Raw genomic sequence first — 26,054 nt, forward strand, 5'->3', positions numbered from 1 at the left:
AGCTAACCGCCTCCGGCGGAGGTTTGCGTCTCGACCAAGGGGACGCCGTAGCTGCGCAGCAGCGAGGTGATCTCCGGCCGATGCCCGTCGATGAATTCATTGAGGCGGTCTCGCAGCGCATGATCGCCCTTGCGTACGCCCATCGAAATCGAAAACTGGAACTGCTGCGGCGCAAATCGTTCGCCGTCCCGGACCGGGGTGACCATGAGTCTGACTGGCGATCCTTTGGCGAAGTAGCCGCCGAGCGGCCCCCACGCTGCGGCGACATCGATCTCGCCGCTTTCGACCGCCTCGATCAGGCGCGCGGGTGGATCGGCGTCGCGATAGTCGCCGTAGATCGAGTAGCCGCGAACATTGTCGACGATGCCCTGTTCGCCGAGTGCCTCGGCCGGAGGCGCATTGTTTCCGTCATCGCCAATCAAGTGAACCCCGATCCTCAACTGATGCAGTTTCGGATCGAGCAGCGATGCGACATCGAGATGCCGGTCCCGCCGCGTCACGAAGACGTAGGTCGAGCGGTAATACGGCTTCGTCGTCTCCGCCATTTCGAAGCGGTCCGGAACGCCGATCACGACGTCGCATTTTCCGGCCCTGAGCGTATTACGGATGAAGCCGCGGCGCTGCGCCCACCAGGTGTAGGAGAGCCGCATCCCGAATTGTTCGGCCATCATGGCGGCGAGCCTGTTCTCGAACCCCTGCTCCGCGCGATTGGAGAACGGCATATTGTTCGGATCGGCACACACGCGAAGCTCGCCAGCCTGCTCCGTAGCCGCGGCGGCAGTGCCGAGCGTAACGGCCAGGATCGTGCAAACACACTCAACGAGCCGGCGCATGACCGTTGTCCTGACCATTTGTGCCGCCGAGCTTGAACACGAGCAATTCGCTGCCGCCTGCGGTGTAGAACGGCAAATCCTGGGTGGCTCCCGTGAAGCCCAGCGCGCTGTTGCGCACCCGGGCATCGACCTCTGCGTTCGCGACCACCCCGGGCCAGCCGCCGACACCGGACAGGATCGCGATATACTGCTGCCCATCGGAGCCGCGGTAAGAGATGGGCTGGCCGATGAAGCCGGAGCCGGCGCGGAACTGCCAAAGCAGGTGACCGTCCTTCGCGTCCACAGCTTTGAAGAGCCGATCCATGGTGCCGTAGAAGGCGACGTCGCCGGCCGTGACGAGCGCGCCGCTCCACACCGGGAGACGCTCGTGAATCTCCCAGACCTTCTTCCGTGCAACGGGGTCCCAGGCCATGAACTCGCCGCGATAGCCGCCGGGCCCGGCATACATGTCGACGTCGGCACCGACATAAGGCGTGCCGGCGATGTAGCCGACCTGGGACGCCTTGAAGTTCATGCAGAGATGTTGATGCGGAACGTAGAGCAGCTTGGTTCGAGGCGACCAGGCGGTGGGCTGCCAATCCTTGGCGCCCGGCGACGCCGGGCAGATATCCTCAATGGTCTTGCCGAGCAGCGGCGTCTTGTCTTCGTTCGGTATGATCCGTCCCGACTTGAGGTCGACGCCCTTGTAGGCGTTGATGAGCTCATAGGCGTCGGCGGAAATCACCTCACCCGTGCTGCGGTCGATGACATACATGTAGCCGTTGCGGCCGGGGTGAATCAGCACCTTGCGCGTCTGCCCATTGATAGCGAGGTCGACCAAGACGTTCTCGTTGATCTCGTCGTGATCGAACAGGTCATGGGGATTGAGTTGATAGGCCCATTTGGCGTGCCCGGTGTCCGCATCGCGCGCGAAGATCGTGCTGCTCCAGAGATTGTCGCCGCTGCGCTGATTGGCATTCCAGGGGCTCGGGTTGGCGGTTCCGTAGTAGACGAGGTTGAGCTCCGGGTCGTAGGAGACCCAGCCCCACACGGTGCCGCCGCCGACCTGCCAGCGGTCCGCCGGCCAGCTCTTCACGCCAAGGTCCTTGTCCTTGAGATTGGCGTAGAATGGCTTGAAGTCGTCGCCGATCAGCACGTCCTTGTCCGGGCCGGTGGAGTAGGCGCGCCAGAAGATCGCGCCTGTGCTCTCGTCGAGCGCAGTGAGCCAGCCACGCACACCCATTTCGCCGCCGCTGTTGCCGACCAGGATCTTCCCCTTGGCGACGATCGGCGCCATCGTGATGGTCTCGCCCTTGTTGATTTCGCCGAGCTTCGTATGCCAGAGTTCCTTGCCCGTCTTGGCATCGATGGCCACGGTATGGTTGTCGAGCGTGTTGAGGAAAACCTTGTCATTGTCGTAGGCGAGGCCGCGGTTGACCACATCGCAGCAGGCAACGCCGGCCGCCGCCGGCTCTGGCTTCGGGGCATAGGACCACTTCAGCTCTCCGGTGGTGGCATCCAGCGCGAAGACGCGATTGGGATAAGGGCCTGCGTAGGGACCCACCACATACATCGTATTGTCGACGACAAGCGGAGCCGCCTCCTGACCGCGGTCAGCTCCCACCGAGAAAGTCCAGGCGAGCTGCAGGCGCGATGCGTTGCCCGCATTGATCTGATCGAGACCGCTATAGCGCGTGTTGGCGTAATCGCGCGCCGCCATCGGCCATTGTCCGGGATCCCTCATTCGGTTCTGCAGGTCGCTTTGCGCGAAAGCAAATGAGGTCCAGGCAGCGCAGACCATGCTCGCCGTTGCGACCAAGGCGCGGCGACCGTTCGTGTTTAACATAGGTGAAAGTCTCCACGGCGATGGAGGCCGGGTGCCGCGTTGCATTTCCGGTCACCGACGTACAAACGTTGCGCCTTGGCTTGGTTCCAAAAATGGCTTGGGTGGCTCAACGCACGACGTTTCCTGACACGCCCGCGCCGAGATCGACCGCAATCTGGTCTTCCTTGCCGTTGCACTTCGGATGACCGAAGCCCGAGGGGCTTTTGCCGTCCGGTCCGATATCGTAGATGATCGCGTCCTTCATGTTGGGACTGACGCCGGCAGGCACATGATCGAGGTCGAGCAGGTGGCGCACGCGCCAGGCGACGTTATGGTCTGCACACGAACTGTCTCCGCTGACGCCGAGCGCGCCCCCGATGCCGTTGCCGTCGTAGAGCGGCAATCCGCCGCCGAAGACGATGACACCGCCGATCGGCTTGCCGATCATCGGATCATGCTGCGTCCCGAAATCCTGGCTCTGGCCCGCATAGATCGTATCCGGAATTGGCGGATTACTCGACGCCGCACCGAATAGAAAGCCGCCGGGTTGTGCTCCGGTGTAGAGATTCGCGGTCGCCATCGCCTTGTCCTTCAGGCTGAACGCGTTCGCGGTGTTGGCCTTCTCCGCGGCGATGGCGCGGCTGCCCGGCCATTGATCGTCGGCCTTGTTGCCGCTGAATGCAACTGCGCAGACAACGCCCTGCCGGTTGACCACCGCGGCCCATTCATGATTGTCGAGCCCGCCATTGCTCGGCCCGCCCGAGGGCTTGACGCTTTTCTTCAGGATATCGGCCAGGTGGTCGTGATCGACCGGACAGGATGCGCCGGCACCCTGGGAGGGATCTTGCGCAACAGACTGTTTCGAGAGCAGGAGACCGGCAACTGATAAGGCTACTGCCCCCGTCCAAAGCTTGTTCACGTATCCTCCACGAGAGAAGACGTTGTAGGGATCACCTGCGAACGCTCGTCGGCAGGCCGCGTTCCTAACCGCCGGGGCGCATCGCGCAGCGTGCCGGAGACGCTCGCCGGTTGGAGCACGGTCAGCCAGCGATAGGCGAACAGCAGGGCCGCGCCGGTATAGAGAATGCCCATCGGGACCCACATCAGGATTCCAGCCAGTTGCTGATCCTCGAGCGGAGACAGGCCGAAATCGCCGGCGAGCGCGCCCTGGGTCGGCACCCAGACACGCGTCGATAAGGTCAGCAACGCGCCGAGCACGCCGGAATGCAGAACCGTCACGAAGAGACAGCCGATGCCGATGCCGTCACGCATCCGCTCGCTGCGCCCTCTCCCGCGTCCATAAAGCAGCACCGACCAGAACAGCAGCGCCGTGGCAAAGAAGCTGAGGTGCTGGAGGCGATGGATCGCGATATTCTCAAGCGCAAGCGTATAGAGCGGTGGCGCGTGCCAAATCCACAAGGCCAGCCCGTGCAGCGCGGTTGCGCTGACCGGGTGACCGAGAAACGCCCACATCGTCGCCAACGGAGCTGTGCTCAGCAGGCGGCCGGCGCGCCGAAGCGAGGGCGTCAAGCTCCACAGCAGCGGGCCGTTGGTCCGTGCATAGGCGATCAGCGGAGCGGCAACCAGCATCAGGAGCTCATGCTCGATCATGTGCGCCGTGAACAGCCGCTCGCCGAGCCAGTGAAGCGGAGAGGTCAAGGCAAGCGCCACGACCAGCCATCCGGTCCAGAATGCTGTCACCCGCCGGTATGTAACGCCGCGTCCGCCGCCGGCGCTCCGCCACAGCCGCTGTGTTCCGACGTAGTATGCAATACCCGCAAGATAGAGCGGGACCAGCAACCAAGGATCGTAGCTCCACAGCGCCGTCGGGTCCGATACGTCTGACAGTCCATGCGCCGAAGCAGACGATGGCAGCAGCGCTGGAAGCAGCAAGAGGCTCAACGTAAACATGGACTGATCATGAGCGCGGCAAGAAGCTGATCGGTGATGACGAGCGCGAACAGCACGCCGGTACCCACCCCGAGCCAGGCCATGAATGCTCTGGGACCACCGCCTGCGGCGTCGCTCCATTCGGTCCCGGCACCGCGACGCACCGCGCGAGCCGAGATCACGGTGCCGGCCAGCGATGCGAGCACCAGAAACGTGCTCAAGGCGATGCCGCCCCACTTCGCCTTCTCGCATGCGAGATGGGCGAGGGCGTAGACGGCCTGCAGATTGGCGGCCCAGGCGATGGGCCCGAGCGCTACGCCTGCCCAATAGAGCAATCTGGCATTGGCTTCATTGTCGGTCATAGCCGTGGCACCCAATCGAGCAACACATAGAGCGGCAGCCATGCGATCACGACAAAGTTCCAGTAGAACACGTTGTCGGTCACGTCACTGAAGCGGCGTGGCTTGGCGTGGGCCGTGAACATCAGGACGGCGAGCACGATCGTATCGCCGAGGTCGGTCGCAAGATGCGTGGTGTGCAGGCCCAGGATCAGCCAGACCACCGAGCCATACGCGGAGTTGTCCCAGCGGGTATTGAGGTGGGCGAACTCAAAGCCACGCAGGATCAAGAGCAGGATGCCGATCAGCGACATGACGACGAGCCAGACGCGCACTTTTTGGAGATCCTGCTGGTGCGCGACCCGATGGGTATACTGGTTGGGGATGATGCTGAGCAGGAAGACGATGGTTTCCGCCGTTCCGGGCCAGAGATCGGGCGGCGAAGCGCCGATCGGCCAACTCGGGTTGACGGCATAGAGATAGAGATAGGTGCCGATCGCAATGGCGAAGCCCATGCCTTCCAGCGCCATGAAGCTCATCGCGCCCCACCACGGTCCGCTTTGCGGGCCGAAGCCAAAGGTCGGCAGTTCTCCGACGTTGCGGATGACGATCTGCTTCATTCCTCGTCCTCTTTGCTGCCGGTCGGCCAGAACCAGCCGATCAAGGCGATCGCCATCGGCGGCGTTCCCCACAACACGGCCCACGGCGTGAAGATCGAGCCGATGAAGAAAATCGTCGTCGCGATCGCGGTGAGCAGCGGCCAAATGCTGGGTTCCGGCGACGCCTCACGTATTTGCGGCTCGGCCTCGGCGAGCGACGTCAGCAGCACCTCGCGGCGTTCCATGCTGAGGCCTGCGATGACCGGCAACGTGTCGGGGTCGGCCCATAGTGGATCGCGATGGGTCACGACAGGAATACGGTCGAAGTTCTGCGGTGGCGGGGGAGATGCCGTCGCCCACTCCAGAGTGGATGCATCCCAGGGGTTGTCGCTGGCCGGCATTCCCCTGCGGAGACTGTAGATCGCATTCGCGAGCAGCACCGCAAAGCTGAGCGCGAAGATCGCGGCGCCGATGCTCGACAGCAAATTCAGCCGATCCCAGCCCATTTCGGGCGTGTAGGTGTAGACCCGACGGGGCATCCCCATCAGGCCGAGAATATGCATTGGGAAAAACGCGATATTGAAGCCAAAGAAGGCAAGCCAGAAGTTCCAGCGGCCGAGCCGCTCGCTCAACATCCGGCCGCAGATCTTCGGAAACCAGTAGTAGACAGCCCCAATGAGCGGGAAGACGGCGCCGCCGATCAGGACATAATGGAAGTGGGCGACGACGAAATAAGTGTCGTGCACCTGGGTATCGATCGGTACCGACGCCACCATGATGCCGGAGAGTCCGCCAATCACGAAGATCGCGATGAACGCGAGCACGAACAGCAGTGGCGTCCGATACACCGGGCGGCCGTCCCATAATGTAGCGATCCAGCAGAATATCTGCAGGCCGCTCGGCACGGCGATCAACATGCTTGACGCGGTGAACAGGCCGGCCCCGAGCTGGGGCAGCCCGGTCACGAACATGTGGTGAACCCAAAGTCCGAACGACAGAAATCCCGTCGCGATCAGCGAGAGAACGATCGCGGGATAGCCGATCACGGGCCGGCGCGCGAAGGTGGCGAGGATCATCGACACCATGCCGGTTGCCGGAATGAAGATGATATAGACCTCCGGATGCCCGAAGAACCAGAACAAATGCTGCCACAACAGCACATTGCCTCCTGACGAAGGATCGTAGAAGCGAGTGCCGACCAGCCGATCGAGGATGAGCGAGGTGGATGCGACCATGATCGACGGCATCGCAAACATTACGAGGAAGGCCGTAACCAGCATCGCCCAGACAAAGAGCGGGATGCGGTCAAGCGTCATTCCGGGGGCGCGCTGCTTGAAGACGGTGACGATGATCTCGACGGCAACCGCGAGCGCTGCCACTTCCGTGAAGGTGATCATCTGGGCCCATACGTCGGCGCGCTTGGTTGGCGTGAACTGCAGACTGGAAAGCGGCGTGTAGGCAAACCAGCCGACGTCAGGACCGACGTTGAATGCAAAGGAGATCCAGAGGAAACAGCCGCCGAACAAGAACATCCAGTAGCTGAAGGCGTTGAGGCGCGGGAAAGCAATATTACGCGTGCCCACCATGAGCGGCACCAGGTAAACCGCGAAGGCTTCCATGACCGGCACGGCGAACAGGAACATCATCGTCGAGCCGTGCATCGTGAAGACCTGATTGTACAGGTCCGGCGAAAGCAGACGCTGCTCGGCAGCCGCCAGCTGAATACGCATCAAGATCGCGAGGAGTCCGCCGAGAACCAGGAAGGCGAATGCCGTCACGATGTAGCGTCGTCCGATAATCTTGTGATCAACCGACATGAGCGCGCCGATCGGTCCCGATGGCGTCCGCCAGATGCGCTCCAGTCGCGTTGCAAGTTGCAGCCCGTGGAGGGCATCGTCCCGCAGCTCTCTTTGCTCGACGGCCATGCTCATTTGAGCTGCTCCAGATACTGAATGATCGCGATCAGTTCTCCCGATTGCAGCGGCATCCTCGGCATCAGATTGCCGGGCTTGATGTGCTGCGGGTCGGCAATCCAGGCTCCCAGCGCCGCCGGCGTTTGCGGCAGCGTGCCCGCCGCTATCGTCGTTCGGCTCCCCACGTGGGTGAGGTCAGGACCCAATTGGCCGCCTGCCAGGGTGCCGCGAACGGCATGGCACAACGCGCATCCGCGGCCGCGAAACAGCTCTTCTCCCTGCTTGGCTAGCGTGTCGGTCGGGCTGGTTGCGCTCTGGTTCTCGTGCTCGCGCCAACGCTCGAATTCATCGGGCCGGAGCGCGATTGCCGCGAACGCCATATGGGCGTGTTGCAAGCCGCAGAATTCCGCGCATTGGCCGCGATAGGTGCCGGGATTTCTCGCCGTAAACTGGATTTCGTTGGTTTGTCCAGTGATCAGGTCCATCTTGCCGGTGAGGCTCGGCACCCAGAAGCTGTGGATGACGTCCGCCGACTCGAGCTCCACCTTGACTGGCTTGCCGACCGGAATGCGGATCTCGTTTGCCGTGGCGAAGCTGTTGTGTGGGCTGTCTGCCTCGTAATGAACCTCCCACCACCATTGATGAGCGACAATCCTGAGCTTCAGGGCTTCCTGGTTCGTGGCAAACAGGGTGCGTTGGCCGGCATAGCTTACGAAAGACAGGACGAGCACGATCAATGTGGTGGCAATGCCGAGCCCCAGAATGATGCGCCCGGCACCCATCTCAAAGGAAAAGCGGAGTTCGAGCGGCGCGTCTATGATGCGATTTCGGCGCAGCAGGCCGACCCCGAGAGCAGCAATGACGCAACTCCAGACTGCCCCGGACACCGCAAGAAAGATGATGAATGTGTGACGGATTTGCTCGGATTGGAGAGCTTGCGGGTCAAGTGCCGACTGCGAGCCGGCACAAGCAACGAGCGGCAACGCGACGGAGAGGAGAAGGCCGGATCGGACCCAGGCAGGCAGGCATGGGCACTCATTGAGCATGGTTGCCCGGGCGAACCGCCGGCTGCTACAAAGGTTCCTATGTCAGGCGCGGCGCATGCCGATCGTCACACCGGCCAGCCCTTGGTCGCGATGACGATCGCGACATCTGCCGCAGCCAACAGCAGCAGCACGAGCAAGGTCGCGATGATCGCGCCCGGCTCGGTCATCACCCGCAGCCCTTCGAGCATCGTGCGATCTCCCTTCCCTCAGTATCCCTCGGCCGGGCTCCTCGGACTCCCGGCCGCAGTACTCTCGTGAGCAAAAACCAGCGTGCCGGCTTATTCCGCCGGCTCGACCGCCGCGGGCATCTTCGCGACCGACATCAGCGAACGTGCCACCTGATTCAGCAACTGATCGGCGTTTTCTTCCTCTGCCAGTGACTTGGACAGGAGGCTGACGATAGCGCTATGGCGAAGTTGCTGGGCGAGATTGCGCGCTGTGGTATAGCCTGCCATCTCATAGTGCTCGACGCGTTGCGCGGCGCCGATCAGCGCAAGGTCGGCAGCGGCATTTTCCTTCTTTTCGCCTTCGCCAATGATTTCCTCTCCTTCTTCGATCAAGCCCATCATGCCCTTGCACGGCTTGGGGCGGGCCGACTTGCCGAGAAGCTCAAAGCACTCGTTGATGCGCTCGATCTGAGCTTCGGTCTCGGCGAGGTGCTGCTCGAACAGCTCGCGCAGCTGGTCGTAGCGGGCTGCCTGCGCCATTTTTGGGAGCGCTTTCGTCAATTGCTTTTCGGCGTGGAGAATGTCGCGAAGTTCGTCGATCAGGAGGTCGCCGAGACCAGCCTCATCGGCCGGCGGCGAGCTCTCCGTGACGACGGAGCTGGCGGGACCCGGTTCGCCAGCCTGGATGGCCGGGGACTCCGTGAATACCCAGTCGCCCCCCTCGTTCCACGGCCCCCGAGTGTCGATCTCGCCATGGTCGCCCGTACCGGTCGAATCGTTGAAGTACTGATTGACCAGACCGGGCGTCGGCGCGATGCGGCCGATGCTGAAAGGCGGCTTGCTCAAGCTTTCCAGGGCCAGCGAGAAGGCCTTCATGTGGGTGATCTCGCGGGTCATCAGAAACTGCAATGCGTCCTTGGTGCCGGCATCGTCGGTGAAATTGATCAGCCGCTCATAGTCGATCTTGGCGCGCGCCTCGGCGGCGATGTTGTTGCGCAGATCGACGTCCAGTTCGCCGGTGATCTTGAGATAGTCGGCGGTCCAGGCATTGCCTTGTGAATTGAACAGGTTGACCCCACCGCCGCCCGCGATCGCGATCAGCGGATCCGCCTCGGCCGCCTGGCGGTCGAATTTCGAGGGCTTGAGGTGCATGCGGGCAAGCGTGCCGACCACTTCCAGATGGCTGAGCTCCTCCGTGCCAATGTCCATCAGGAGGTCCTTGCGGTCCGGGTCCTCGCAGTTCAGACCCTGAATGGAATATTGCATGGCTGCTGCGAGTTCGCCGTTTGCGCCGCCGAACTGCTCGAGGAGCATGTTGCCAAAGCGGGGGTCGGGCTCGTCGACGCGAACGGTGAACATCAGCTTTTTGACGTGGTGATACATTGAGAACCTCAACTTCCTGAGCGGGGATCGGGTCCGAACGGCGGTGCCGCAGCGTTCGTTCCTATGGGAGGCCAAAGATAGATGCATGGCCGGATCGCGATCGCTCGTTGTTGTCGGTATTGCTACGCAGGTGTCGCCCATGGCTCGCCGGAGGTGAAACGAGTTCCTTCCAGCAACCCACGGTCTCGCGGCGCATCGTCCGGCCATCGCCGAGCAGGGTTCTGGCCGAAGGTCTCGGCGGCCGACAGACCGAACGCTCCCGCCTACAAAGGATGGAGCTCTTCGCCATGGCGAGCCAACTTCATCGTACAACCACGAGACGCAGCGCCATCATCTATAGCCGGCTGAGAGGTATGTTGCCGAGGCCGGGCGACGCATTGTTGAGCAGCAGCGAACCGAAGCTCGCTGAACGACCCCTTCGTGCATCCGTTGCAGGACGTCTACCACGCCGAGCGAAGCAGGGCCATTTCTCGGAAGGTTGCCCATCCCGATAGGCGCTGAGTTTTGCCAGGGCGGTACTCCGCGAGCCAACGGCGGCTGGCGCGATCCAGATCGGGAAAAAGACTAGCAACTTCTGCCGCGATGCCGAGTTGCCGAGGCAGGAGGACTTGCGCTCGGAGCTTTGTGAATGGCGGATGCTGTGACACTGCGGACAGCGGTCGATACCGCCTGGCACGTTTTCCGCGCCACCCACTCCGGAATCGATGACGCGGATCGTCGCCGATGCCTCCTCGAGCGTCATTTGCATGGAGGCTGGGAGACGCGCGACGGTGACGCCGAAGAACTCGCGAGCTTCGGATTGGCCTATCTTATGCGGCTTCCGGGGGATGAATGCTGAGGTGGCCGCAAGCGTTGCTTGAGAGCATTGTTGCCGGGACCGCGCGACCGGATTGGACGGCGTTCGCAATTTCTTCTGTGCTGTCCGGGATTTTCGTGATGACGGTGCGATCGGTGTTCGGAGCAGGTGACTGAATTCCTTGCCGGGTGAACCGGGGCTTCGGTTGGATCAGCCATCTGATACTCATCGCCCGGCATTGAATCGGTGACAATCAGCGGGGAATTTTGGTGGTTTCGATGCCGGTGCTCTCGTCAGTCCGTGCAGGTGGAGGCAGGGCGCCACGCTCATGGTAGGAAGAGCGGTCGAGGCCGCGATCATCGCAAAGAAGCGCCAATGGGACATGAGCCACCTCTGCAGAAAGAGACGCATTGAACCGCGCGCCGTTCCTCAGCAGCGCAATTGTCGACCTCGGTCGGGATTGCGATGGTTCGTGTGGCGAAGCGACCCAACGGCTCCGCGCGAGCGGATCTGGATCCTGCGCCTGCTAGTGTGCTGAATGGGAAGTTCGTGCGATTTCGCGCGGCGACCGCTTTCACGAACTTCGCATTCATAAAGCACACTAGAATCATAGGTTTGCTAGTGTCCTTATCCGAAGTTCGTTCCGAACCGCGGCAAATGATGCGAACGTCGGATTCGGGATACTAGACGACCGGCTGCTTGTCCCTGCGCAATGTCTCGATCACGGCCCGATCGATGTTCAGATGTGCCGCGACGAGCTCGGACGGGGTCAATGACATCCATTGCGCGAGCGAAACGTCTACAAAGCGGGGCGCCTTGAACAGTTCAAGGAAACGCAGCGGCTCGCTGCCGGTGTTTTCGATGAAGTGGCTCTTCGACATCGGGACGTAACCGACGTCGCCTGCGCGATAATCGAACGTCCGCGCCCTGGCTTCGGCGGCGAACACGGTCATCCGTGCCTGACCTGAGATGTAATATTGCCATTCATCGGCGTTCGGATGCCAATGCAGTTCACGCATATGGCCTGGATTGACCTCGACGAGTGCCGCGGCCACGTCGGTCGAGATCGGGAAGTTGCGGGCGTCGGCAATGCGGACAGTCCCGCCAGGTGATCGGGTCGGTGGCTGCTGAGTGAGGTGGAACACCATGTCGAGCGGCACCGCGCCGATGGGATCGCGCGCTGCGTCATCCTGCAGGGGCGGCGGTAGCTCTGCCTGGAAAATGAAGCGCTCCTGCTTGGGAATGTGGTCGAGCGCCTTCCTGTCGATAGCGAGGGTTTTGGCCAGCACCTCGGGATCATTGTGAGCGAAGAGATCCGTGATTGCAAAGGTACTGTCCTCGGAGAATTCGCCGTCGGGGAACGCCAGCAGGAATTCGCAACCCTCATCCGGCAGTCCCTGGATCGAGTGCGGAATGCCGGACGGGAAGTACCAGAGATCGCCAGCCGCGACGTCGGCGATGAAATTGTGGCCGTCGTTATCAACTGCCGTGACGCGTGCTCGCCCAGCCAGCATAAAGGCCCACTCGGCCTGCTTGTGCCAGTGCAGCTCGCGGACGCCTCCCGACGTCAGGCGCATGTTGACCCCGGCCATCGTGGTCGCGACCTTCAATTCCCGCTGAGTGACCTCGCGCGACCAGCCGCCTTCGCGGATCTTCACGTGCGCGTCAGCGAAAGAAAAGCTAAGTTCGGCATTGAGCCATGGTCGGTGGGCGGCGGTTGCAAAATGTTCGGGTTCTGCAGCGCGCGCTCTGGATTGCGCGGCCCGATGATCGGCGCGCCTTTGTTGCCGACCACGGGTTCATTGCGCTGCTGCGCTGAGGCTGCTGCCGTGGCACCGAGCACCGCGGCGGCGGCCAGCAGATATCTTCGGTCGGGATTGTTCATGGCACGCCCTCGTCAGCCGCACGTCAGCACGATCGTGCCGGCCGTGTGACCTCGTTCCAGAGTTTCCAGGGCCTGGCTTGCCAGTTCAAGCGGGAAGGTGGCCTGAATGTGCGGCTTCAGCTTGCCGCTGTCGGCCAGTTCCCCGATAGCAGCGAGCTCGTCGCCATCAGGCTCGACGGTGTAACGCATTGCCGTCACGCCGTGAGCCTTGGCCTGATCCTGTGAAGGTTCGGTCAAAGTCGATACCAGGCGTCCTCCCCTTTTGAGAAGCGGCCAGGACCGCTCGCGCGTCTCTCCGTCGATCAGGTCGAAGACCATATCGAGATCCTTCGCTATTTCTTCGAAGCGCTGCGTCTTATAATCGATCACCTTGTCGGCTCCGAGCGAGCGCGCGAAATCGACGTGCTCCGTTGAAACGGTCGTCAGCACGCGAGCCCCGTTCGCCTTGGCAAATTGAATCGCGAAATGGCCGACACCGCCGGATCCGCCATGATCAGGATGGATTCTCCGGCCTTTAGCTTCCCGTACCGAAATAGCCCCTGATGGGCGGTTTGGCCCGCGAGTGGAATAGCGGCGGAATGGAGATGGTCGAGCCCACGAGGTTTGTAAGCCACCGCTCGTTCGTCCAGGACAACCTGTTCGGCGTAACCGCCGCCAAACACCGGGACCATTCCAAAGACTTCGTCACCGGGGCGAAATTTCGTAACCTGGGCGCCGCAGCTGTCGACGATGCCATCGACGTCCCGCCCTGGCGTGTAGGGGAGGCGATCCTCCTTGACGGACGGATATCTGCCAGACCTGATCTTGAAATCGACGGGGTTGACACTTGCTGCCCGGACGGTGACCAGGATCTGGCGTGCATCGGGAGCTGATTGCTCGACGCAGTCGACGCGAAGCGCATCGTTGCCGCCGAATTGGTGAAATCGGATTTTGAGAGACTGTGCCATGTTGGCTGACGCTTCAATCCGGCACGAGTTCCTATCTCGGTGCTGATCGACGTCGGTCCACCAGGCGCCGGTTGCCTCGGTTAGGAACTGGATGCAAGCAGCTCGATTGATCAGAATACGGCAATCCAGGAGGCAGTACGGTAGGAACCGGACGTTCGCAAAATCATGCCGGTTGAGCTGCTGTGTGAGGCTTTCGAGTGTTGCTACACGAGTCAATTCGTCGATCCCGCGCTCGCACCTTCAGCATCAGCGCGATGCCTTCGTCGTCGCCGCCATACAGCAATACGTAGGCTCGCGCCGCGAGTTCGATGGAGACGGCGAATTTCAACAGCAGATGCTGAATATGTGGAGCTCGGCCGCAACGCACTGCTCGACGACGCCGTCGGCGCCGCTCTTGCCTATCCGAGCCAAAATGACGGGAGATATGACCGCAGAACGATCATCGAAGACCATCGTTTATGCCGCACTTGCCGGTAACGTTCTCGTCGCGGCCACCAAGATGGGCGCCGCAGCCTGGACCGGAAGCTCGGCGATGCTGAGCGAGGCTGTACACTCACTGGTCGACACGACCAATGAGGTGCTGTTGCTCTATGGCTACCATCGCGCGAGCCGCCCGCCCGACGAATCTCATCCGCTCGGCTATGGGCGCGAGTTGTATTTCTGGAGCTTCATCGTTGCGCTGCTGATATTCGCGCTCGGCGCCGGCGTATCGCTGTATCAGGGCGCTCTCCACGTCACCGCGCCCCAGCCGATTGAGGATCCCACGGTCAGCTTCGTCGTGCTCGGATTGTCGTTCCTTTTCGAGGGCGCTTCCTGGCTTTTTGCATTGCGCCGCTTTCGTTCGGACGCGCGGCTCGGCTGGTACGAGGCCTTCGTCCGCAGCAAGGACCCTCCCGCTTTCATGGTGCTGCTCGAAGACAGCGCTGCGCTGATCGGCATCGGGATTGCAGCTGCCGCGACTGCCGCAGCAGTGCTGCTGGCGCAGCCGGTCTGGGACGGCATTGGCTCGATCCTGATCGGAATTCTGCTCGGGGTCGCGTCGGTCGGGCTCGCCAGGGAGAGCAAGAGCCTCCTGATCGGCGAGCCCGCTCATTCGGAACTGTCACAGTCCATCCTCGATATTGCGCGACAGTCACCTGGCGTCCTTCGAGTCAACGGGCTGATGACTATGCAATTGTCGCCGGCCGAGATCGTCGCAGCGCTGAGCGTCGAGTTCGCGGACGACAAGCGCGCCGACGACATCGAGCGTTGCGTCATATCAATCGAAAACGAGGTCCGCAGACAGCACCCGAGCGTCTCGGCTCTGTTCATCAAACCCCAGACCAGCGCGAGGTATCACGCCCTTCGGACGGAGCGGCGGACAGTGAGGAGATGAACGCTTGCATCATGCTTAGGTTGACGCGAGGCAGCAGCCGCTAAGCGCTCTGAAGTCCAGCCGTGTCGGCGATGCGCGTAGATTCCTCCTAGCAGTCTTTGAGGCCATCGCCGACGCTGATGAACTCCTTTGCGATCCGGTCGAGCACGAATAGCGAGCCTTCGGCAACGCCGAAATAAGCACCGTGCAGCAGCATCTCGCCGCTCTCGACCCGCTCGCGGACGAACGGAAAGGTCATCAGGTTCTCCAGCGAGCGGAACACCGCAGCCTTCTCGATGCGGGTGACGAAATCCTGCATGCTCTCATGCGCGCGCTGCTCGACCACCTCGCCCGGCTTGATGAACATCTGCATCCATTTGCCGATGAAGTCGCCCGGCGTGAGCGGCTTGATCTTGTCGACGAAGGCGCGAATGCCGCCGCACTGGGCATGGCCCAGCACCACGATGTTCTTCACCTTCAGCACCGTTACGGCATATTCCAGCGCGGCCGAGACGCCGTGGGCGTTGGCGTCGGGCTGGTAGACCGGAACCAGATTGGCGATGTTGCGGACCACGAACAACTCGCCGGGACCGACGTCGAAGATCACCTCCGGAGAGACGCGAGAATCGCAGCAGCCGATCACCATGGTCTCGGGAGACTGGCCGCGCTCCGACAGATCCCGGTAGCGCGACTGTTCAGTCGGCAGCCGCTCGGTCGCGAAGGCAAGGTAACCGTCGATCAACTGCTTCGGAAAGGATTTCATGGCCTCTGACTAACCACATGCTCGTGTCCGCAGCAAGGCTGTCGCAGCTGAGCGGCGACAGCCCGCAGCGCGGCACCTGGAACCCACCCGAAGCCTCACGGTGCCCAAAACGTTGGTCGCCCTTCACCGATGACTACGGTGAGTACCTGAGGCCCTCAAGCAGACCGAGGGCCGGTATTCAAACTGAGATACCACGTACGTGGTCCAGCTGGTTTTCATCACATGCCTGATCGGGTCATCGGTCGGGCGGGGCACTAGTTCCTGGTCGTCGGATGACGCCCGCGCTTCACGCGTTCTGTGCCATCCTCACCTTCGGCCTAGATCCCGGAAATAAATCTCGGAGAACGAACCGGGCGCATCAGAACGTGATAAGGTTCTGCCCGTAGGCGGTGACGGCTGAGAGACCGAGCGCGCTGCCGCCTGCATTGGGAGGGCGTCATGGCTGGCTCGCTTCAGTCACGCTACCACGAGATGCAGCTTCGCCATCTGGGGCTAGCTGAAAGTCATGTCGTCCGAGGCGAACGACACATCGCTCAACAAGAGGAGCGGATTAGAAAAATGGCTAGCCAGGGTCTAAACGTAACGGACGCTAGAAAGATACTGGATAGCTTCTACGCAAGTCAGGCGTTGTTTATTCTGCACAGGGACGACATCCGCAAGGCGCTGAGAGAGTAAGGCGGCCTTGTCAGGTCCGCGTTAGCGGCGCGCGTGCCATCTTGCCCAATCAGCCGCGAGGCGGGCAGCCTCAACGCACGGCTCAACATGCAAAACGCGGCCGGACTCCTTCACGACCGATGACGAGCCAATGTTAGCCACGCAATCAGCGACCCGCCCAAGGTACTCTCATTATCCATCGCCTACGAAAGCGCGTAGAAGAAAAACGCTGAAAGCACCATGGTCCCGGGCAGCGTCAAAATCCAGGCTATCGCTATCCGCTGGAGTGCCGGCGGTTGCAGCCCCGCACCCGAGCCGACCATTGCCCCGGCGATTCCCGCAGTCACCACATGGGTCGTGCTCACCGGTAGACCTGTGAAACCGGCGGACGCGATCAGGATCGATGCCACTGCTTCAGCTGTTCCACCTTGCATGGGGCTCATCCTTACCCTCCCGATGCCTTCCCCTAGTGTCTTAACGATGCGCTTGTAGCCGATCATCGTGCCGGCGCCGAGGCACAGTGCACTCAGGATACGGACCCACCAAGGTGCATACTGTACAGCTAAGGTCAAACTATCGAGATAGGTTTTCGCTTGATGTCGCTGTGCATCCGTCACCGACTTCTTCTGTGCGATTGCACTCAGCTCTGCAATGACGACGTTGAACTGATGCCGCAGAGGAGCTCGCTCGTTCGACGGAATGGCGCCGATCGAACGCACATCTGTTAGGCTTCCACGAAGCTTTTGCGCACTATTGATGGCAGCTTCTCTCTGTTGATCGCCGACCTGCTGAAACAGCGCTATACTTTGCGGAAGAATCTGCAGCGATTGGGCGAGTTGTTCGCCGGAGACATATTCATTCAGCGCGTATGATTGCGGCATCAGGCCGATGATCGCCAGCATGATGAACCCGATGCTCTTCTGGCCATCGTTCGTCCCGTGAGCAAACGATACGCCCGTGCTCGTCACTACAAGCAACCCCCGCAGCCACCAGGTCGGCCGATTTCCGTCGATCGGCGCCTGATAAAGCTCGCGATTCGGTATGAGCCGGCAAATCACACGATACAAGGTGAATGAGAATCCGAACCCGAGTAGCGGCGATATCAATAGGGCGCTCAGAACGCCGCCAACTTGGTGCCAGTTCACTGCGCCTGTAAAGCTGTGTCCTTGAACGAATCCGTACTCCAGGGCAATGCCGATCAATGCTCCAACCAAAGCATGGGAGCTCGAGTTGGGAATGCCCAGCCACCAGGTCCCGACATTCCAGGTCAATGCGGCAAGCGTCAGCGCCACCAACATGCCTACAGCCAGCGCACCATCTGGCGGCGTCAAGACATCAGGTGGAATGATCTCGACCAACGCATAGGCGACGGCAATTCCACCGACTAGCACGCCGATAAAGTTCATCACGCCCGACCATAAGACGGCCTGGGTCGCTTTCAGGGAATGAGTGTAGATGACGGTGGCAACAGCATTCGCCGTGTCGTGAAAGCCGTTTGAAAACTCGAAGAACAGGACAAGGGCGAGGCACAATATGAGCAGCACGAAGAGCGCGGGCGAACCGGGGGTGAAGAATTCCAGCATAATCCTGCTCTATCTCGCGCAAATCGGGCGGCTGGCACTCGTTCGCAAGCCACGACGCCCGCCCAATCGCTCGTGTAAAGCCAGCCTGGGACGAAATGTTCCCTAGCCGATCGACTTTGGAACGATCTTCTTTGACAGCGTTGAATTGTCAGGAGGCCCCACTTGGACCATGGCCCGCAAGCCCGATGAAAATCCATCGCTTGGCCGTCGATGCAGAATCCTCGAGAAACGCCGGCTACACAAAATGGCGCGCTCGCCACATGCCTTCGTTCGCGGAAGTGTCGCCCTTTTCTACGAGCTTCTGTCCGAGCAGAATGAGCGGATTCCATCCGGTCCGGCGGTTTGGATTTGTGGGGATTGCCATAGCGGCAACCTCGGCCCGCTTGCGAACGCCGACGACGATGTCGAGATCGAGATTCGGGACCTCGACCAAACGGTCATCAGCAATCCCGCCTATGATCTGATCCGGTTGGCGCTTTCTTTGGCAATGGCCGCACGCGGATCGGACCTCCCGGGCATCGTGACGGAGAAGATGATCGAGCAGATGGTCGACGGATATCGCGACGCATTATCTGGAAAGTCGCGTCTGAAAGAGCGACCTCCAGCAATGCGGTTGGCGATGAAAGCCGCTGTCGCCGGTTCATGGAAGAAGCTGGCCAAACGATCGATTAGGGACGCCAAGCCAGATATTCCGCGTGGTCGATCCTTCTGGGATCTGTCGCGAAGAGAAGAGGGCGCGCTTCGCACTCTGATTTCATCGGAGGAAGTCGCTCGGCTCGCGACGCTTTTGCGGTCGCGAGAACGCAATTCCGACATCGCCTTGCTTGACGCAGCGTACTGGAGGAAGGGCTGCAGTTCGCTGGGCCTGTTTCGGAGCGCCGTATTGTTGGGAATCGATGGCGCGGACGATAGCAGTTTCTGCTTGCTGGACGTTAAGCAAGCGGCAAAGCCGGTCGCGCCTCGTAGCAAAGGGGCAAAGTTGCCGCACAACGACGCGGAGCGCGTTGTGGAGGGCGCCGGCAGGTTGTCACCATTTCTGGGTGGCCGAATGATTGCGGCCTCACTGCTGCGTCGAGACGTCTTTGTACGAGAGTTGTTGCCTCAGGACCTAAAGCTCGACATTGAGAGTCTCAAGCCGCCCGACGCGGTTCATGTCGGACGTTACCTGGCAGCGGTCGTCGGACGTGCGCATGCGCGCCAGATGGACCCTCTCACTCGCAGGAGCTGGCGAACGGAACTGGGCCGCGGCAGAAGCAAGTCGCTCAATGCACCTTCGTGGCTCTGGTCAAGCGTCCTCTCTCTCATTGCTCGGCATGAAACAGCGTATCTTGAGCACTGTCGCCGCTATGCAGAGTAGCCGGATCGTCAGCTCTGCTACGCAAGACGCTAAATCATCTCAATTGCATGACGTAGGCTAAAGAGCGTTTATAACCGTCAACCTAGCATCGCAAACCAACGGCGATCGCCGGTCGGCGTCATCGGCCTAAAGGGTAAATTGAGTAAGCGACCCGAAAAGGGCTAGGCGACAGGGGCTGAGCCTGGCTTTGCAGCCGAGCATCGCGACGTCACCGTCAAAGTGTCTGGCGCGCCAGTTCGTTCAAGAGATTGTCTCACCTATAAACCTAGGTTGTCGCCGATAATGTCGTAGCAAGCTACGCTCCTTAAAAAGGTGGAGAGTTGCCGCTCTCCCGTTTTAGACAAGGGTGCGGTATGACGAAAAAGCGAAATAGAGCTAAGCAAACAAAATCACTGCAGGATCGTCTCTCTGCGTTCGCCAGAGAGCTGGCTCAAACAGCGGCGACTATGCCGGCAGGTGTCGAGCGAGACAGTCTGCTGAAGCGAGCCCGCACAGCGGAAATAGCTGCAGACATTGATGATTGGGTTTCGTCGGCTGGGCTTCAGCCACCGATGCGATAGAGCTTGGAGTTTCTTTTCCTTCAGGATAGCCGCCGACGCATCGTGAGGCGGTTGGTTGAAGCGGCAGCAAACGTTCTCGGTGTCCAGCCGACGAGGCCATTGCAGTCTGTCTGGCGGACCTCAGCGCGGTCACGACGTTACGGGCGGAGCGGGGTCCTAAACCGGCTATTGCTGCGGCGGTTGGCCGTTCGAGGCCGAAACGCCGCCATCGACGGCCACGTTGGCGCCGGTCATGAAGCTCGCATCGTCGCTTGCGAGGAAAGCGATCACGGAGGCGATCTCGTCTGGTTCGCATACGCGGCCGAGCGGAATCCGCTCGGCGAACTTGGCCAGCAGTTCCTGGTCATCCATCATGTCGGCGGTCATTCCCGTTCGCGTCAGGGATGGACAAACCGCATTGACGCGCACGCCTCTCTTACCCAGATCCATCGCGAGAGCGCGCGTTAGATTGACCACCGCGCCCTTTGCCGCGTTGTACGGACTCATACCCCAGTCACCCCCGGTCCCTGACACCGAGGCGGTGTTCACTACCGAGCCCTTGGTCTTCTCCAAATGGGGCAGCGCTGCGCGGCAGCCGAAAAACACACCGTCTACGTCTGTCGCCATGACCTTGCGCCACTGATTGTTCGTGATGGTGCCAGGGTCTCCGCCTTCGTGAACGCCCGCGTTATTGACCAGGACGTCGAGCCGGCCGAAGTGCTTGATCGTCGTCGCCACCATCTCCTCCACGGCGTCCGGGTCAGAGACGTCTGCCGTGTGAGCCAGGACGCGGCCGAACCCAAGTTCTTTCGCGACGTCCGCGAGCTTCATCTCCTCGCGGTCAACAAGCACGGCGCTCGCGCCTTCGGATACAAAGCGGCGCGCGGCCGCTGCCCCGATGCCGGACGCCGCGCCCGTCACGATCACGACCTTTCCTTCGAAACGGCCGGTCATTCGGTCGTCCTTTCCGTCATCGGCTAGTCGTCATGGTTGAGATCCTTGCCTTTGCCAAGCCCAAGCGTCCCACCCTCCGCATGGACAAGATCGTGGTCCTGTCTTCGGTCTTGCCGGCGTCCTTGACGATCACGCGTCGCTCGCCGCGTTCCGTTTTCGAAGGCTTCAGCGATGTCGCGCTTTTGGGGGTTGATTGACATCTGTATCTTATCGCGGGGTATTGTGGCATACGCTGGCCCGGTCGGTCTGGGCGGGTGCGCCGTTCTCGGATGCCGATCATGCAAAAACGAGGCAAGAGCGTTTGCTATTTCTCTGTCGGCTGCCGCTGCTGCGAACAAGCGCTCCTGTGCGTCCCGCGGAAGGTCCGCCCAAACCGCCAGCGCGGCGTTGCCGAGCAAAGCAGTAAACCTGTTTTCATCCGGATGTGGCACCTCCGGTGGAACAGGCTGCTCATCGGGCTGCAGCATCGGCGTTTCCCGAGGCACTTCATTCGCAGCATCGATCGTTTCCAGGCGGCTCCCGCCGGCTTGGGCCGAGCCTTCATTCGCAAGTCTGCCATCACCTACGATCTCGGCGACGAATTGCTTGGCGGTTCCTACGAGAGTGTCCTTAACGCTCATCCACACTAAGCTCCGAATGATTGCGCGTGGCATGCAGGCCGTATCGTTGGCTGGCTGCCCATTACGGGGGCCGATATGTGCGGCAAGGATGACTCAAGCAGCGCGTTGATTGACGCTGCTCACGGCCAAATCGTTCAACCTCTTGTCCGTGGCCTTTTCCTCGTCGAGGGTTTCCTGGAGAATGGAAGCGTAGTCCTCTCGGCCCAGCTTCTTGGCCCACGCAATCAGCGATCCGTAGCGGGTGATCTCGTAGTGCTCGACAGCCTGGGCTGCGGCGATAAGTGCTGCGTCCAGCACCGTCTTGTCGTCGACATCGCCGGCTACGTCACTGGCTTCTTCCAGAATGCCATCGATCGCCGGGCAGTTCACCCCCTTCGCCTCGACACCGTGCATCTTGAAGACTCGTTCCAGTCGCATGATCTGGTTCTTCGTCTCGGCGAGATGAGTTTCAAACCCCTCCTTCAGAGATCGGTCGCCTGCCTTGTCGATCATGTCTGGGAGGTTCTTTATGATCTGCTGCTCTGCATAATAGATGTCCCGCAGCGTATGCACGAACAGGTCATCCAGCGATTTGATGTCTTTGGTGAAAAATCCCATTGCTTACTCCAATTGCTGAGCTTACGGGAGCAACGGTCGCAAACGATGCGCGTTCCAAACGACGGTGCGACAAATCCATCCAAGTTCCCCGGGCAGGGCAATCGCGTGTGGCTACGGCCCACGTCACGTCACGTGAGATAAGGTGTGTGTGATATTTCGGAATAATAGAACAATCTTGATTTGCCCGACATGTGAAGCGCCGTGTCGAATACCGGGATCCGCCTACCGGGACCCGCCGGCTCCTTTGCATGGGGTTGTTTTCGGTATTTTGGGGTGCGCCCTTCGGAGGCAGGTAATATGCGACAGCCCAGCATATGATAGCCAGCCCGCGGGGGCGTCATAGCACTCTAGGTGGCCCGGTTCGCGACTGAGAGCAAACGATCTGCCATAGGAACCAATGCAAGCTCCTGACGTTGCTGACGCTCTCGGCGCAGGGAGCTTACACTCTCGCGGACGAACTCAGGAGCTAACGTACTCCCTTCGTGTTCGCGACAGGGTACTCGCAAGACGTTACCCCATCACGGTTTTCGGATGTTGAAGCGCGCCACAATCCGGAAGTCGGAGCGATCCCGCTGTTAGCTCACCTTCGTGCGATCGGTGCTTCTCTGATCTCCGCATCGCCGGTTTCTGCATCGAACCCGGTGAGCGCTGCGCGCCGGGCTCGGCCGGCCAAATTGGGCTGAAGCGGCGCAGCAGTGTCCTGCGGTGTCTCTTGGGTGCCGACGAGAAGCCGGTTGTTGAGTGCCCAGATGGCAGCCTGGGTTCGATTTGTTGCGCCTATCTTCCGAAAAATCGCCTTAACATGAGCTTTGACGGTCGGCTCAGCAATTTGGAAGAAACGAGCGACGTGCTTGTTTGTGTCGCCTCGGACGATTCGTTCCAGTATTCCGGTCTCTCTTGCGGACAAGAGCGGCGCGGCGATGATCGACGCTTCTCGCTCCCAAACTGTTTCGTCTTGGTCGGCAAGCGAAGGCCGTCCGTCAGCGTTCGGCTTGGCCGAAGCCAGAGGCCAGAGGCGACCATCTATCACGATCAGATGTTCGTCCGTAATGGCATGAAGGCAGTTAACCAGAACGCTCGGAGCGACGCTGTTGAAGAGAGCTGCGTTGACACCAGCATCGAGTGCGCACGCCAGACAGTCGGCGCTGCGCTCGTCGGCGACCGCCACGATGAACGACAGCGGATAGAGCGCGCGTATCCGTTCGAAGATCTGATCACGCTTCTGTTCGACGCCGACTATAAAGAGGCTCGGTTCATCGCTCGGAACGGCGTTGAGTTCATCGAGCTCGATCCCCCAGCCGTGCGGCGAAAATCGGGTTCTTGAAAGTATGAGCCGAAGCCCCTCGCGAAAGAGACCATCAATTTGGAGGATAAACGTTGGTACTATCGCAGCGCTCGACATGTCCCATTATCCTCACGCAACCACCAAAGAGATTGACCGGATTACTTCAGGAACGCGCAATTGTTCTTAATACGTTTGGAGCGAAGAAATACCGGACATCGGACATGGTCCAATAACATAAGATAAAGCGAGCTACGGAACTGTCTAATTTTCTCGAAACCTGAAACGTATTCGAGACACTACGGCTAAATTGACCGCAAACTAGGCAACTGTCACCTTTAGCCCGGAACTAACACCAATGAACGTCCGGCGTGTTCCCTTGTTCCAAAAATGACGCTGGCTGCGCCTAACCCTGCAAATGCTCTGCATGACCTCTGGCGCTCACGCACGCGAACTAATTCGAGTCCGCGATTGTCTTTCGGAGCGCGTCGGCCAGATACTGCTGGCAGGCCGCACGTCATCGTCGCGGTCCGCTAGCCATGGATAACATCCGTGATCGGCAGCCAGGCGCCTTCCATCACCGTCGTCATACCCTTGTTCAACAAGGCAGACGTCGTTTTGCGCACGTTATGTTCGGCGGCTCGGCAGATTGACGTCGATTTTGAACTCATCATTGTTGACGACGGATCGACAGATGGTAGCGCAACCTTGGTGAAGGCGGCTCGCGTGCCGCATGTCCAGCTGATCCAGCAATCAAACGCTGGAGTTTCGGCCGCACGCAATTGTGGAATTAGAGCTGCCCGGGGGAAATGGGTCGCGCTCCTCGATGCAGATGATCTGTGGTCGCGGGATCATCTCGCGGGTCTTTGGTGGGCAACGCAAGGCGACAATGCTATCGCAGTCTTCAGCAATTTGCGGCTACAGAGCCGGGGCGGCGTTCCCCTGATCGACCCGGCCGTCCCTGCACAGAGGGTCGATGACTATTTCTCGTTTGCGCTTTCACATGGGTCGTATCCAGCTAGTTCAAGCTCCATCATGATCCGCCGAGACGAATTGCTGACGGCTGGACTGTTTGCAGAAGGCGTGTCGATGGGCGAGGACGTCGACATGTGGTGCAGGCTGGCGTGCCGGGGTCCGTTTCATTATAACGCTGTGCCGTCTGCGACGTACAATGACGCCGGTTCGCCATCACTTCGTGGTGGCTCCGGCAGGATATCGCGGCCTCCTTTTGCACAGCGCTTTTCCGATCTAATGCGTCAGCATGCCGTTCCGCACCGCCTGCATGAGTCCGGTAGGCGCTACGTGAATTTCCTCATGCTGGAGCACGCGCGCCAGCTACTGGATGCAGGCCTTTATGACGAGGCTCAGGCTATTCTCATTCATGACTGCATTCCCCGGTATGACCTGAGCCGATTTCTGAAGCGACTGGCGCGGACGACGATGATCGGACGTGCGCTGTTCGAGTCGCAAACGAAGGGCGGAGCTCTTGCCTGAGATTGCTGATGGTTGTTGTGCCGCTAGCGGCTGGTGCGATCCGTGTGTCGGCCGACGCGCGCTGTTGACCATAGGCGGTCAGCTCGGATCCATTGCGCTCGTCGGCCGCAGGCCAATGTAACAGCGGAACGTACGACCGAAATCGCGTGCAGCGGTGCCTGGGCGAGTTCCTTGAAGCCTATCAGGTCGCGGCCGACGACGTGCCAGGCGACCGCTAGCGGGAGCGAAAAAAGAGCGAACGCGAAGATGGCGCACACGAGCGGTGCCTTGAGACCGGCAATGGCAAGGTCGATCAAGCTGATTGTCAGCAGCATGATATTTGCCATCGCGAGTACGCCGAGGGGAGGAACTGCAAGATCTGCCGACAGTGCAAGCAGGCGGATATCGCGCGTTTTCATGGCATGCCGCACGATACGGGGCAGGTGGCTTTTTATCAGTCCAAGATGTCCATGGACCCAACGCTGCCTTTGCTGGGCTTGGCCTGGGCGTGCGTCTGGGAAGTAGCTGGTGACACGCACTTCTCGAAAGAAGCGAGCAGGATGGCCTTGGATCGCGAGCTCAAGTCCAAGAAAGATGTCTTCAGCCAAGTGCCCCGTTTCAAACAGCGCCGGGTTGATCAATGCCCAAGGCACGGCCATGCCCGTCCCATGGAGCTGGGATGGCAATCCAAGCCGAGAATAGCCGTCAGGACGAAGATCATTCTTGATGCGCCAGGCGAACTCGGCCAACCGCGGCCGCGGTCGACTGTCGGGATGCCCTTCCATGAGATCCAGGCACTGGATCGGCGCTCCGGCCGTTGCACAGGCTTGTGCCAACAGCCCAATGCCGTTCGAGCTGATTTGACAGTCAGCGTCGATGAATACGACGACCTGGGGAGGCGTCCGAGCCAGTAGTTGAAGGCCAGCTGCCAAGGCAAAGCCCTTCCCGCGTTGCTCGGCATTGCTTCGGATCAGGACTTCCGCCCCCGATTGGGCGGCAAGCTCCCCAGTACAATCGCTGCAATTATCTGCCACGACCAGCAACCGATCGCCCGGCGAAAGATCCTGCTTGAGGCAAGATAGCGTCGCCTCGATGCTCCGCTCTTCATTGTGCGCCGGCACCAATACTGCGACCGTGGGGCGATGCGCCGAGATTTCGAATGATCGAGCGTTCAAGAAGAACGTCGCTATCGCCTGCGTCGCGAACGCTGCCGTGAGAAGAGCCAGGAGGCCAGAGGCGATCTCCAGCGAAATGTTAAGGACCGAAAGCAGCATAGT

Annotated in this window: 25 protein-coding genes; 4 read left to right on the forward strand and 21 right to left on the reverse strand. The window is 60.6% G+C overall.

Annotation, left to right across the window (positions count from 1 at the left end; genetic code table 11):
* Nucleotides 1-2: 2 nt before the first annotated feature.
* The 14 genes from ACVINW_RS21590 to ACVINW_RS21655 form a co-directional block, all read right to left on the reverse strand.
* Nucleotides 3-833, reverse strand: coding sequence for a substrate-binding domain-containing protein (locus ACVINW_RS21590; protein ID WP_456753150.1), 831 nt, complete (start codon nucleotides 831-833; stop codon nucleotides 3-5).
* Entirely contained in the window at nucleotides 817-2,613 is a 1,797-nt protein-coding gene (locus tag ACVINW_RS21595) for a PQQ-dependent dehydrogenase, methanol/ethanol family (protein WP_456756464.1), read from the reverse strand. Before ACVINW_RS21595 ends, ACVINW_RS21590 begins: the two co-directional genes overlap by 17 nt.
* 151 nt (nucleotides 2,614-2,764) lie before the next feature.
* Entirely contained in the window at nucleotides 2,765-3,508 is a 744-nt protein-coding gene (locus ACVINW_RS21600; RefSeq protein ID WP_456756465.1) for a heme-binding protein, read from the reverse strand.
* Between the two features lie 44 nt (nucleotides 3,509-3,552).
* The gene (locus ACVINW_RS21605; protein WP_456753151.1) at nucleotides 3,553-4,548 is read right to left on the reverse strand and encodes a cytochrome c oxidase assembly protein; all 996 of its coding nucleotides are present in this window, start codon (nucleotides 4,546-4,548) and stop codon (nucleotides 3,553-3,555) included.
* Complete coding sequence (locus ACVINW_RS21610) at nucleotides 4,536-4,889, reverse strand: hypothetical protein (protein ID WP_456753152.1); 354 nt, start codon at nucleotides 4,887-4,889, stop codon at nucleotides 4,536-4,538. Before ACVINW_RS21610 ends, ACVINW_RS21605 begins: the two co-directional genes overlap by 13 nt.
* A complete protein-coding gene (locus ACVINW_RS21615) occupies nucleotides 4,886-5,485 on the reverse strand; it encodes a cytochrome c oxidase subunit 3 (RefSeq protein WP_456753153.1) in 600 nt (199 codons plus the stop codon). Before ACVINW_RS21615 ends, ACVINW_RS21610 begins: the two co-directional genes overlap by 4 nt.
* Nucleotides 5,482-7,395 (reverse strand): cytochrome c oxidase subunit I, encoded by a 1,914-nt coding sequence (ctaD, locus tag ACVINW_RS21620; RefSeq protein ID WP_456753154.1) that lies wholly within the window; start codon nucleotides 7,393-7,395, stop codon nucleotides 5,482-5,484. The genes ACVINW_RS21615 and ctaD overlap by 4 nt, the downstream gene beginning before the upstream one ends.
* On the reverse strand, nucleotides 7,392-8,423 hold the full coding sequence (gene coxB / locus ACVINW_RS21625; RefSeq protein WP_456753155.1) for a cytochrome c oxidase subunit II: 1,032 nt from the start codon (nucleotides 8,421-8,423) through the stop codon (nucleotides 7,392-7,394). Before coxB ends, ctaD begins: the two co-directional genes overlap by 4 nt.
* 65 nt (nucleotides 8,424-8,488) lie before the next feature.
* Nucleotides 8,489-8,611 (reverse strand): hypothetical protein, encoded by a 123-nt coding sequence (locus ACVINW_RS21630; protein ID WP_456753156.1) that lies wholly within the window; start codon nucleotides 8,609-8,611, stop codon nucleotides 8,489-8,491.
* A gap of 90 nt (nucleotides 8,612-8,701) precedes the next feature.
* On the reverse strand, nucleotides 8,702-9,973 hold the full coding sequence (locus ACVINW_RS21635; RefSeq protein WP_456753157.1) for a DUF892 family protein: 1,272 nt from the start codon (nucleotides 9,971-9,973) through the stop codon (nucleotides 8,702-8,704).
* A 1,479-nt stretch (nucleotides 9,974-11,452) separates the two neighbouring features.
* Complete coding sequence (locus ACVINW_RS21640; RefSeq protein WP_456753158.1) at nucleotides 11,453-12,427, reverse strand: cupin domain-containing protein; 975 nt, start codon at nucleotides 12,425-12,427, stop codon at nucleotides 11,453-11,455.
* Entirely contained in the window at nucleotides 12,424-12,654 is a 231-nt protein-coding gene (locus ACVINW_RS21645) for a hypothetical protein (protein ID WP_456753159.1), read from the reverse strand. Before ACVINW_RS21645 ends, ACVINW_RS21640 begins: the two co-directional genes overlap by 4 nt.
* 12 nt (nucleotides 12,655-12,666) lie before the next feature.
* Nucleotides 12,667-13,083 (reverse strand): zinc-binding dehydrogenase, encoded by a 417-nt coding sequence (locus tag ACVINW_RS21650; RefSeq protein ID WP_456753160.1) that lies wholly within the window; start codon nucleotides 13,081-13,083, stop codon nucleotides 12,667-12,669.
* Nucleotides 13,077-13,601 (reverse strand): NADP-dependent oxidoreductase, encoded by a 525-nt coding sequence (locus ACVINW_RS21655; RefSeq protein ID WP_456753161.1) that lies wholly within the window; start codon nucleotides 13,599-13,601, stop codon nucleotides 13,077-13,079. Before ACVINW_RS21655 ends, ACVINW_RS21650 begins: the two co-directional genes overlap by 7 nt.
* A gap of 424 nt (nucleotides 13,602-14,025) precedes the next feature.
* Between ACVINW_RS21655 and ACVINW_RS21660 the strand changes: the two genes are divergently transcribed.
* The gene (locus tag ACVINW_RS21660) at nucleotides 14,026-14,976 is read left to right on the forward strand and encodes a cation diffusion facilitator family transporter (RefSeq protein WP_456756466.1); all 951 of its coding nucleotides are present in this window, start codon (nucleotides 14,026-14,028) and stop codon (nucleotides 14,974-14,976) included.
* Nucleotides 14,977-15,064: 88 nt separating this feature from the next.
* Here ACVINW_RS21660 and ACVINW_RS21665 read toward each other — a convergent pair whose 3' ends face one another.
* Entirely contained in the window at nucleotides 15,065-15,718 is a 654-nt protein-coding gene (locus ACVINW_RS21665) for a carbonic anhydrase (RefSeq protein WP_456753162.1), read from the reverse strand.
* A gap of 438 nt (nucleotides 15,719-16,156) precedes the next feature.
* Between ACVINW_RS21665 and ACVINW_RS21670 the strand changes: the two genes are divergently transcribed.
* Nucleotides 16,157-16,393 (forward strand): hypothetical protein, encoded by a 237-nt coding sequence (locus ACVINW_RS21670; RefSeq protein WP_456753163.1) that lies wholly within the window; start codon nucleotides 16,157-16,159, stop codon nucleotides 16,391-16,393.
* Between the two features lie 182 nt (nucleotides 16,394-16,575).
* Here ACVINW_RS21670 and ACVINW_RS21675 read toward each other — a convergent pair whose 3' ends face one another.
* Nucleotides 16,576-17,955, reverse strand: coding sequence for an inorganic phosphate transporter (locus ACVINW_RS21675; RefSeq protein ID WP_456753164.1), 1,380 nt, complete (start codon nucleotides 17,953-17,955; stop codon nucleotides 16,576-16,578).
* Nucleotides 17,956-18,124: 169 nt separating this feature from the next.
* On the opposite strand from ACVINW_RS21675, the gene ACVINW_RS21680 reads away from it, so the two are divergent.
* The gene (locus ACVINW_RS21680; RefSeq protein ID WP_456753165.1) at nucleotides 18,125-19,312 is read left to right on the forward strand and encodes a DUF2252 family protein; all 1,188 of its coding nucleotides are present in this window, start codon (nucleotides 18,125-18,127) and stop codon (nucleotides 19,310-19,312) included.
* A 725-nt stretch (nucleotides 19,313-20,037) separates the two neighbouring features.
* Here the strand turns inward: ACVINW_RS21680 and ACVINW_RS21685 are convergent.
* From ACVINW_RS21685 to ACVINW_RS21700, 4 genes are all read right to left on the reverse strand, one after another.
* On the reverse strand, nucleotides 20,038-20,805 hold the full coding sequence (locus ACVINW_RS21685) for an SDR family NAD(P)-dependent oxidoreductase (RefSeq protein WP_456753166.1): 768 nt from the start codon (nucleotides 20,803-20,805) through the stop codon (nucleotides 20,038-20,040).
* Nucleotides 20,806-20,828: 23 nt separating this feature from the next.
* Nucleotides 20,829-21,425: a hypothetical protein gene (locus ACVINW_RS21690; protein WP_456753167.1), complete on the reverse strand. Its 597-nt coding sequence runs from the start codon at nucleotides 21,423-21,425 to the stop codon at nucleotides 20,829-20,831.
* Between the two features lie 93 nt (nucleotides 21,426-21,518).
* Entirely contained in the window at nucleotides 21,519-22,022 is a 504-nt protein-coding gene (locus ACVINW_RS21695; RefSeq protein WP_456753168.1) for a YciE/YciF ferroxidase family protein, read from the reverse strand.
* 580 nt (nucleotides 22,023-22,602) lie between these two features.
* Complete coding sequence (locus ACVINW_RS21700) at nucleotides 22,603-23,424, reverse strand: response regulator transcription factor (protein WP_456753169.1); 822 nt, start codon at nucleotides 23,422-23,424, stop codon at nucleotides 22,603-22,605.
* A gap of 432 nt (nucleotides 23,425-23,856) precedes the next feature.
* On the opposite strand from ACVINW_RS21700, the gene ACVINW_RS21705 reads away from it, so the two are divergent.
* Nucleotides 23,857-24,798: a glycosyltransferase family 2 protein gene (locus ACVINW_RS21705; protein ID WP_456753170.1), complete on the forward strand. Its 942-nt coding sequence runs from the start codon at nucleotides 23,857-23,859 to the stop codon at nucleotides 24,796-24,798.
* A gap of 23 nt (nucleotides 24,799-24,821) precedes the next feature.
* Here ACVINW_RS21705 and ACVINW_RS21710 read toward each other — a convergent pair whose 3' ends face one another.
* Nucleotides 24,822-26,051, reverse strand: coding sequence for a glycosyltransferase family 2 protein (locus ACVINW_RS21710; protein ID WP_456753171.1), 1,230 nt, complete (start codon nucleotides 26,049-26,051; stop codon nucleotides 24,822-24,824).
* Nucleotides 26,052-26,054: the final 3 nt, after the last annotated feature.

The sequence above is a fragment of the Bradyrhizobium sp. USDA 4461 genome (genome assembly GCF_054055655.1).

Coding starts and splice junctions, on each gene's coding strand:
- ACVINW_RS21590 (WP_456753150.1), bottom strand. CDS start 833: ATGCGCCGGCTCGTTGAGTGTGTTTGCACGATCCTGGCCGTTACGCTC.
- ACVINW_RS21595 (WP_456756464.1), bottom strand. CDS start 2,613: ATGGTCTGCGCTGCCTGGACCTCATTTGCTTTCGCGCAAAGCGACCTG.
- ACVINW_RS21605 (WP_456753151.1), bottom strand. CDS start 4,548: ATGTTTACGTTGAGCCTCTTGCTGCTTCCAGCGCTGCTGCCATCGTCT.
- ACVINW_RS21610 (WP_456753152.1), bottom strand. CDS start 4,889: ATGACCGACAATGAAGCCAATGCCAGATTGCTCTATTGGGCAGGCGTA.
- ACVINW_RS21615 (WP_456753153.1), bottom strand. CDS start 5,485: ATGAAGCAGATCGTCATCCGCAACGTCGGAGAACTGCCGACCTTTGGC.
- ctaD (WP_456753154.1), bottom strand. CDS start 7,395: ATGAGCATGGCCGTCGAGCAAAGAGAGCTGCGGGACGATGCCCTCCAC.
- coxB (WP_456753155.1), bottom strand. CDS start 8,423: ATGCTCAATGAGTGCCCATGCCTGCCTGCCTGGGTCCGATCCGGCCTT.
- ACVINW_RS21630 (WP_456753156.1), bottom strand. CDS start 8,611: ATGCTCGAAGGGCTGCGGGTGATGACCGAGCCGGGCGCGATCATCGCG.
- ACVINW_RS21635 (WP_456753157.1), bottom strand. CDS start 9,973: ATGTATCACCACGTCAAAAAGCTGATGTTCACCGTTCGCGTCGACGAG.
- ACVINW_RS21645 (WP_456753159.1), bottom strand. CDS start 12,654: ATGAACAATCCCGACCGAAGATATCTGCTGGCCGCCGCCGCGGTGCTC.
- ACVINW_RS21655 (WP_456753161.1), bottom strand. CDS start 13,601: ATGGCACAGTCTCTCAAAATCCGATTTCACCAATTCGGCGGCAACGAT.
- ACVINW_RS21660 (WP_456756466.1), top strand. CDS start 14,026: ATGACCGCAGAACGATCATCGAAGACCATCGTTTATGCCGCACTTGCC.
- ACVINW_RS21665 (WP_456753162.1), bottom strand. CDS start 15,718: ATGAAATCCTTTCCGAAGCAGTTGATCGACGGTTACCTTGCCTTCGCG.
- ACVINW_RS21670 (WP_456753163.1), top strand. CDS start 16,157: ATGGCTGGCTCGCTTCAGTCACGCTACCACGAGATGCAGCTTCGCCAT.
- ACVINW_RS21675 (WP_456753164.1), bottom strand. CDS start 17,955: ATGCTGGAATTCTTCACCCCCGGTTCGCCCGCGCTCTTCGTGCTGCTC.
- ACVINW_RS21680 (WP_456753165.1), top strand. CDS start 18,125: ATGGCCCGCAAGCCCGATGAAAATCCATCGCTTGGCCGTCGATGCAGA.
- ACVINW_RS21685 (WP_456753166.1), bottom strand. CDS start 20,805: ATGACCGGCCGTTTCGAAGGAAAGGTCGTGATCGTGACGGGCGCGGCG.
- ACVINW_RS21690 (WP_456753167.1), bottom strand. CDS start 21,425: ATGAGCGTTAAGGACACTCTCGTAGGAACCGCCAAGCAATTCGTCGCC.
- ACVINW_RS21695 (WP_456753168.1), bottom strand. CDS start 22,022: ATGGGATTTTTCACCAAAGACATCAAATCGCTGGATGACCTGTTCGTG.
- ACVINW_RS21700 (WP_456753169.1), bottom strand. CDS start 23,424: ATGTCGAGCGCTGCGATAGTACCAACGTTTATCCTCCAAATTGATGGT.
- ACVINW_RS21710 (WP_456753171.1), bottom strand. CDS start 26,051: ATGCTGCTTTCGGTCCTTAACATTTCGCTGGAGATCGCCTCTGGCCTC.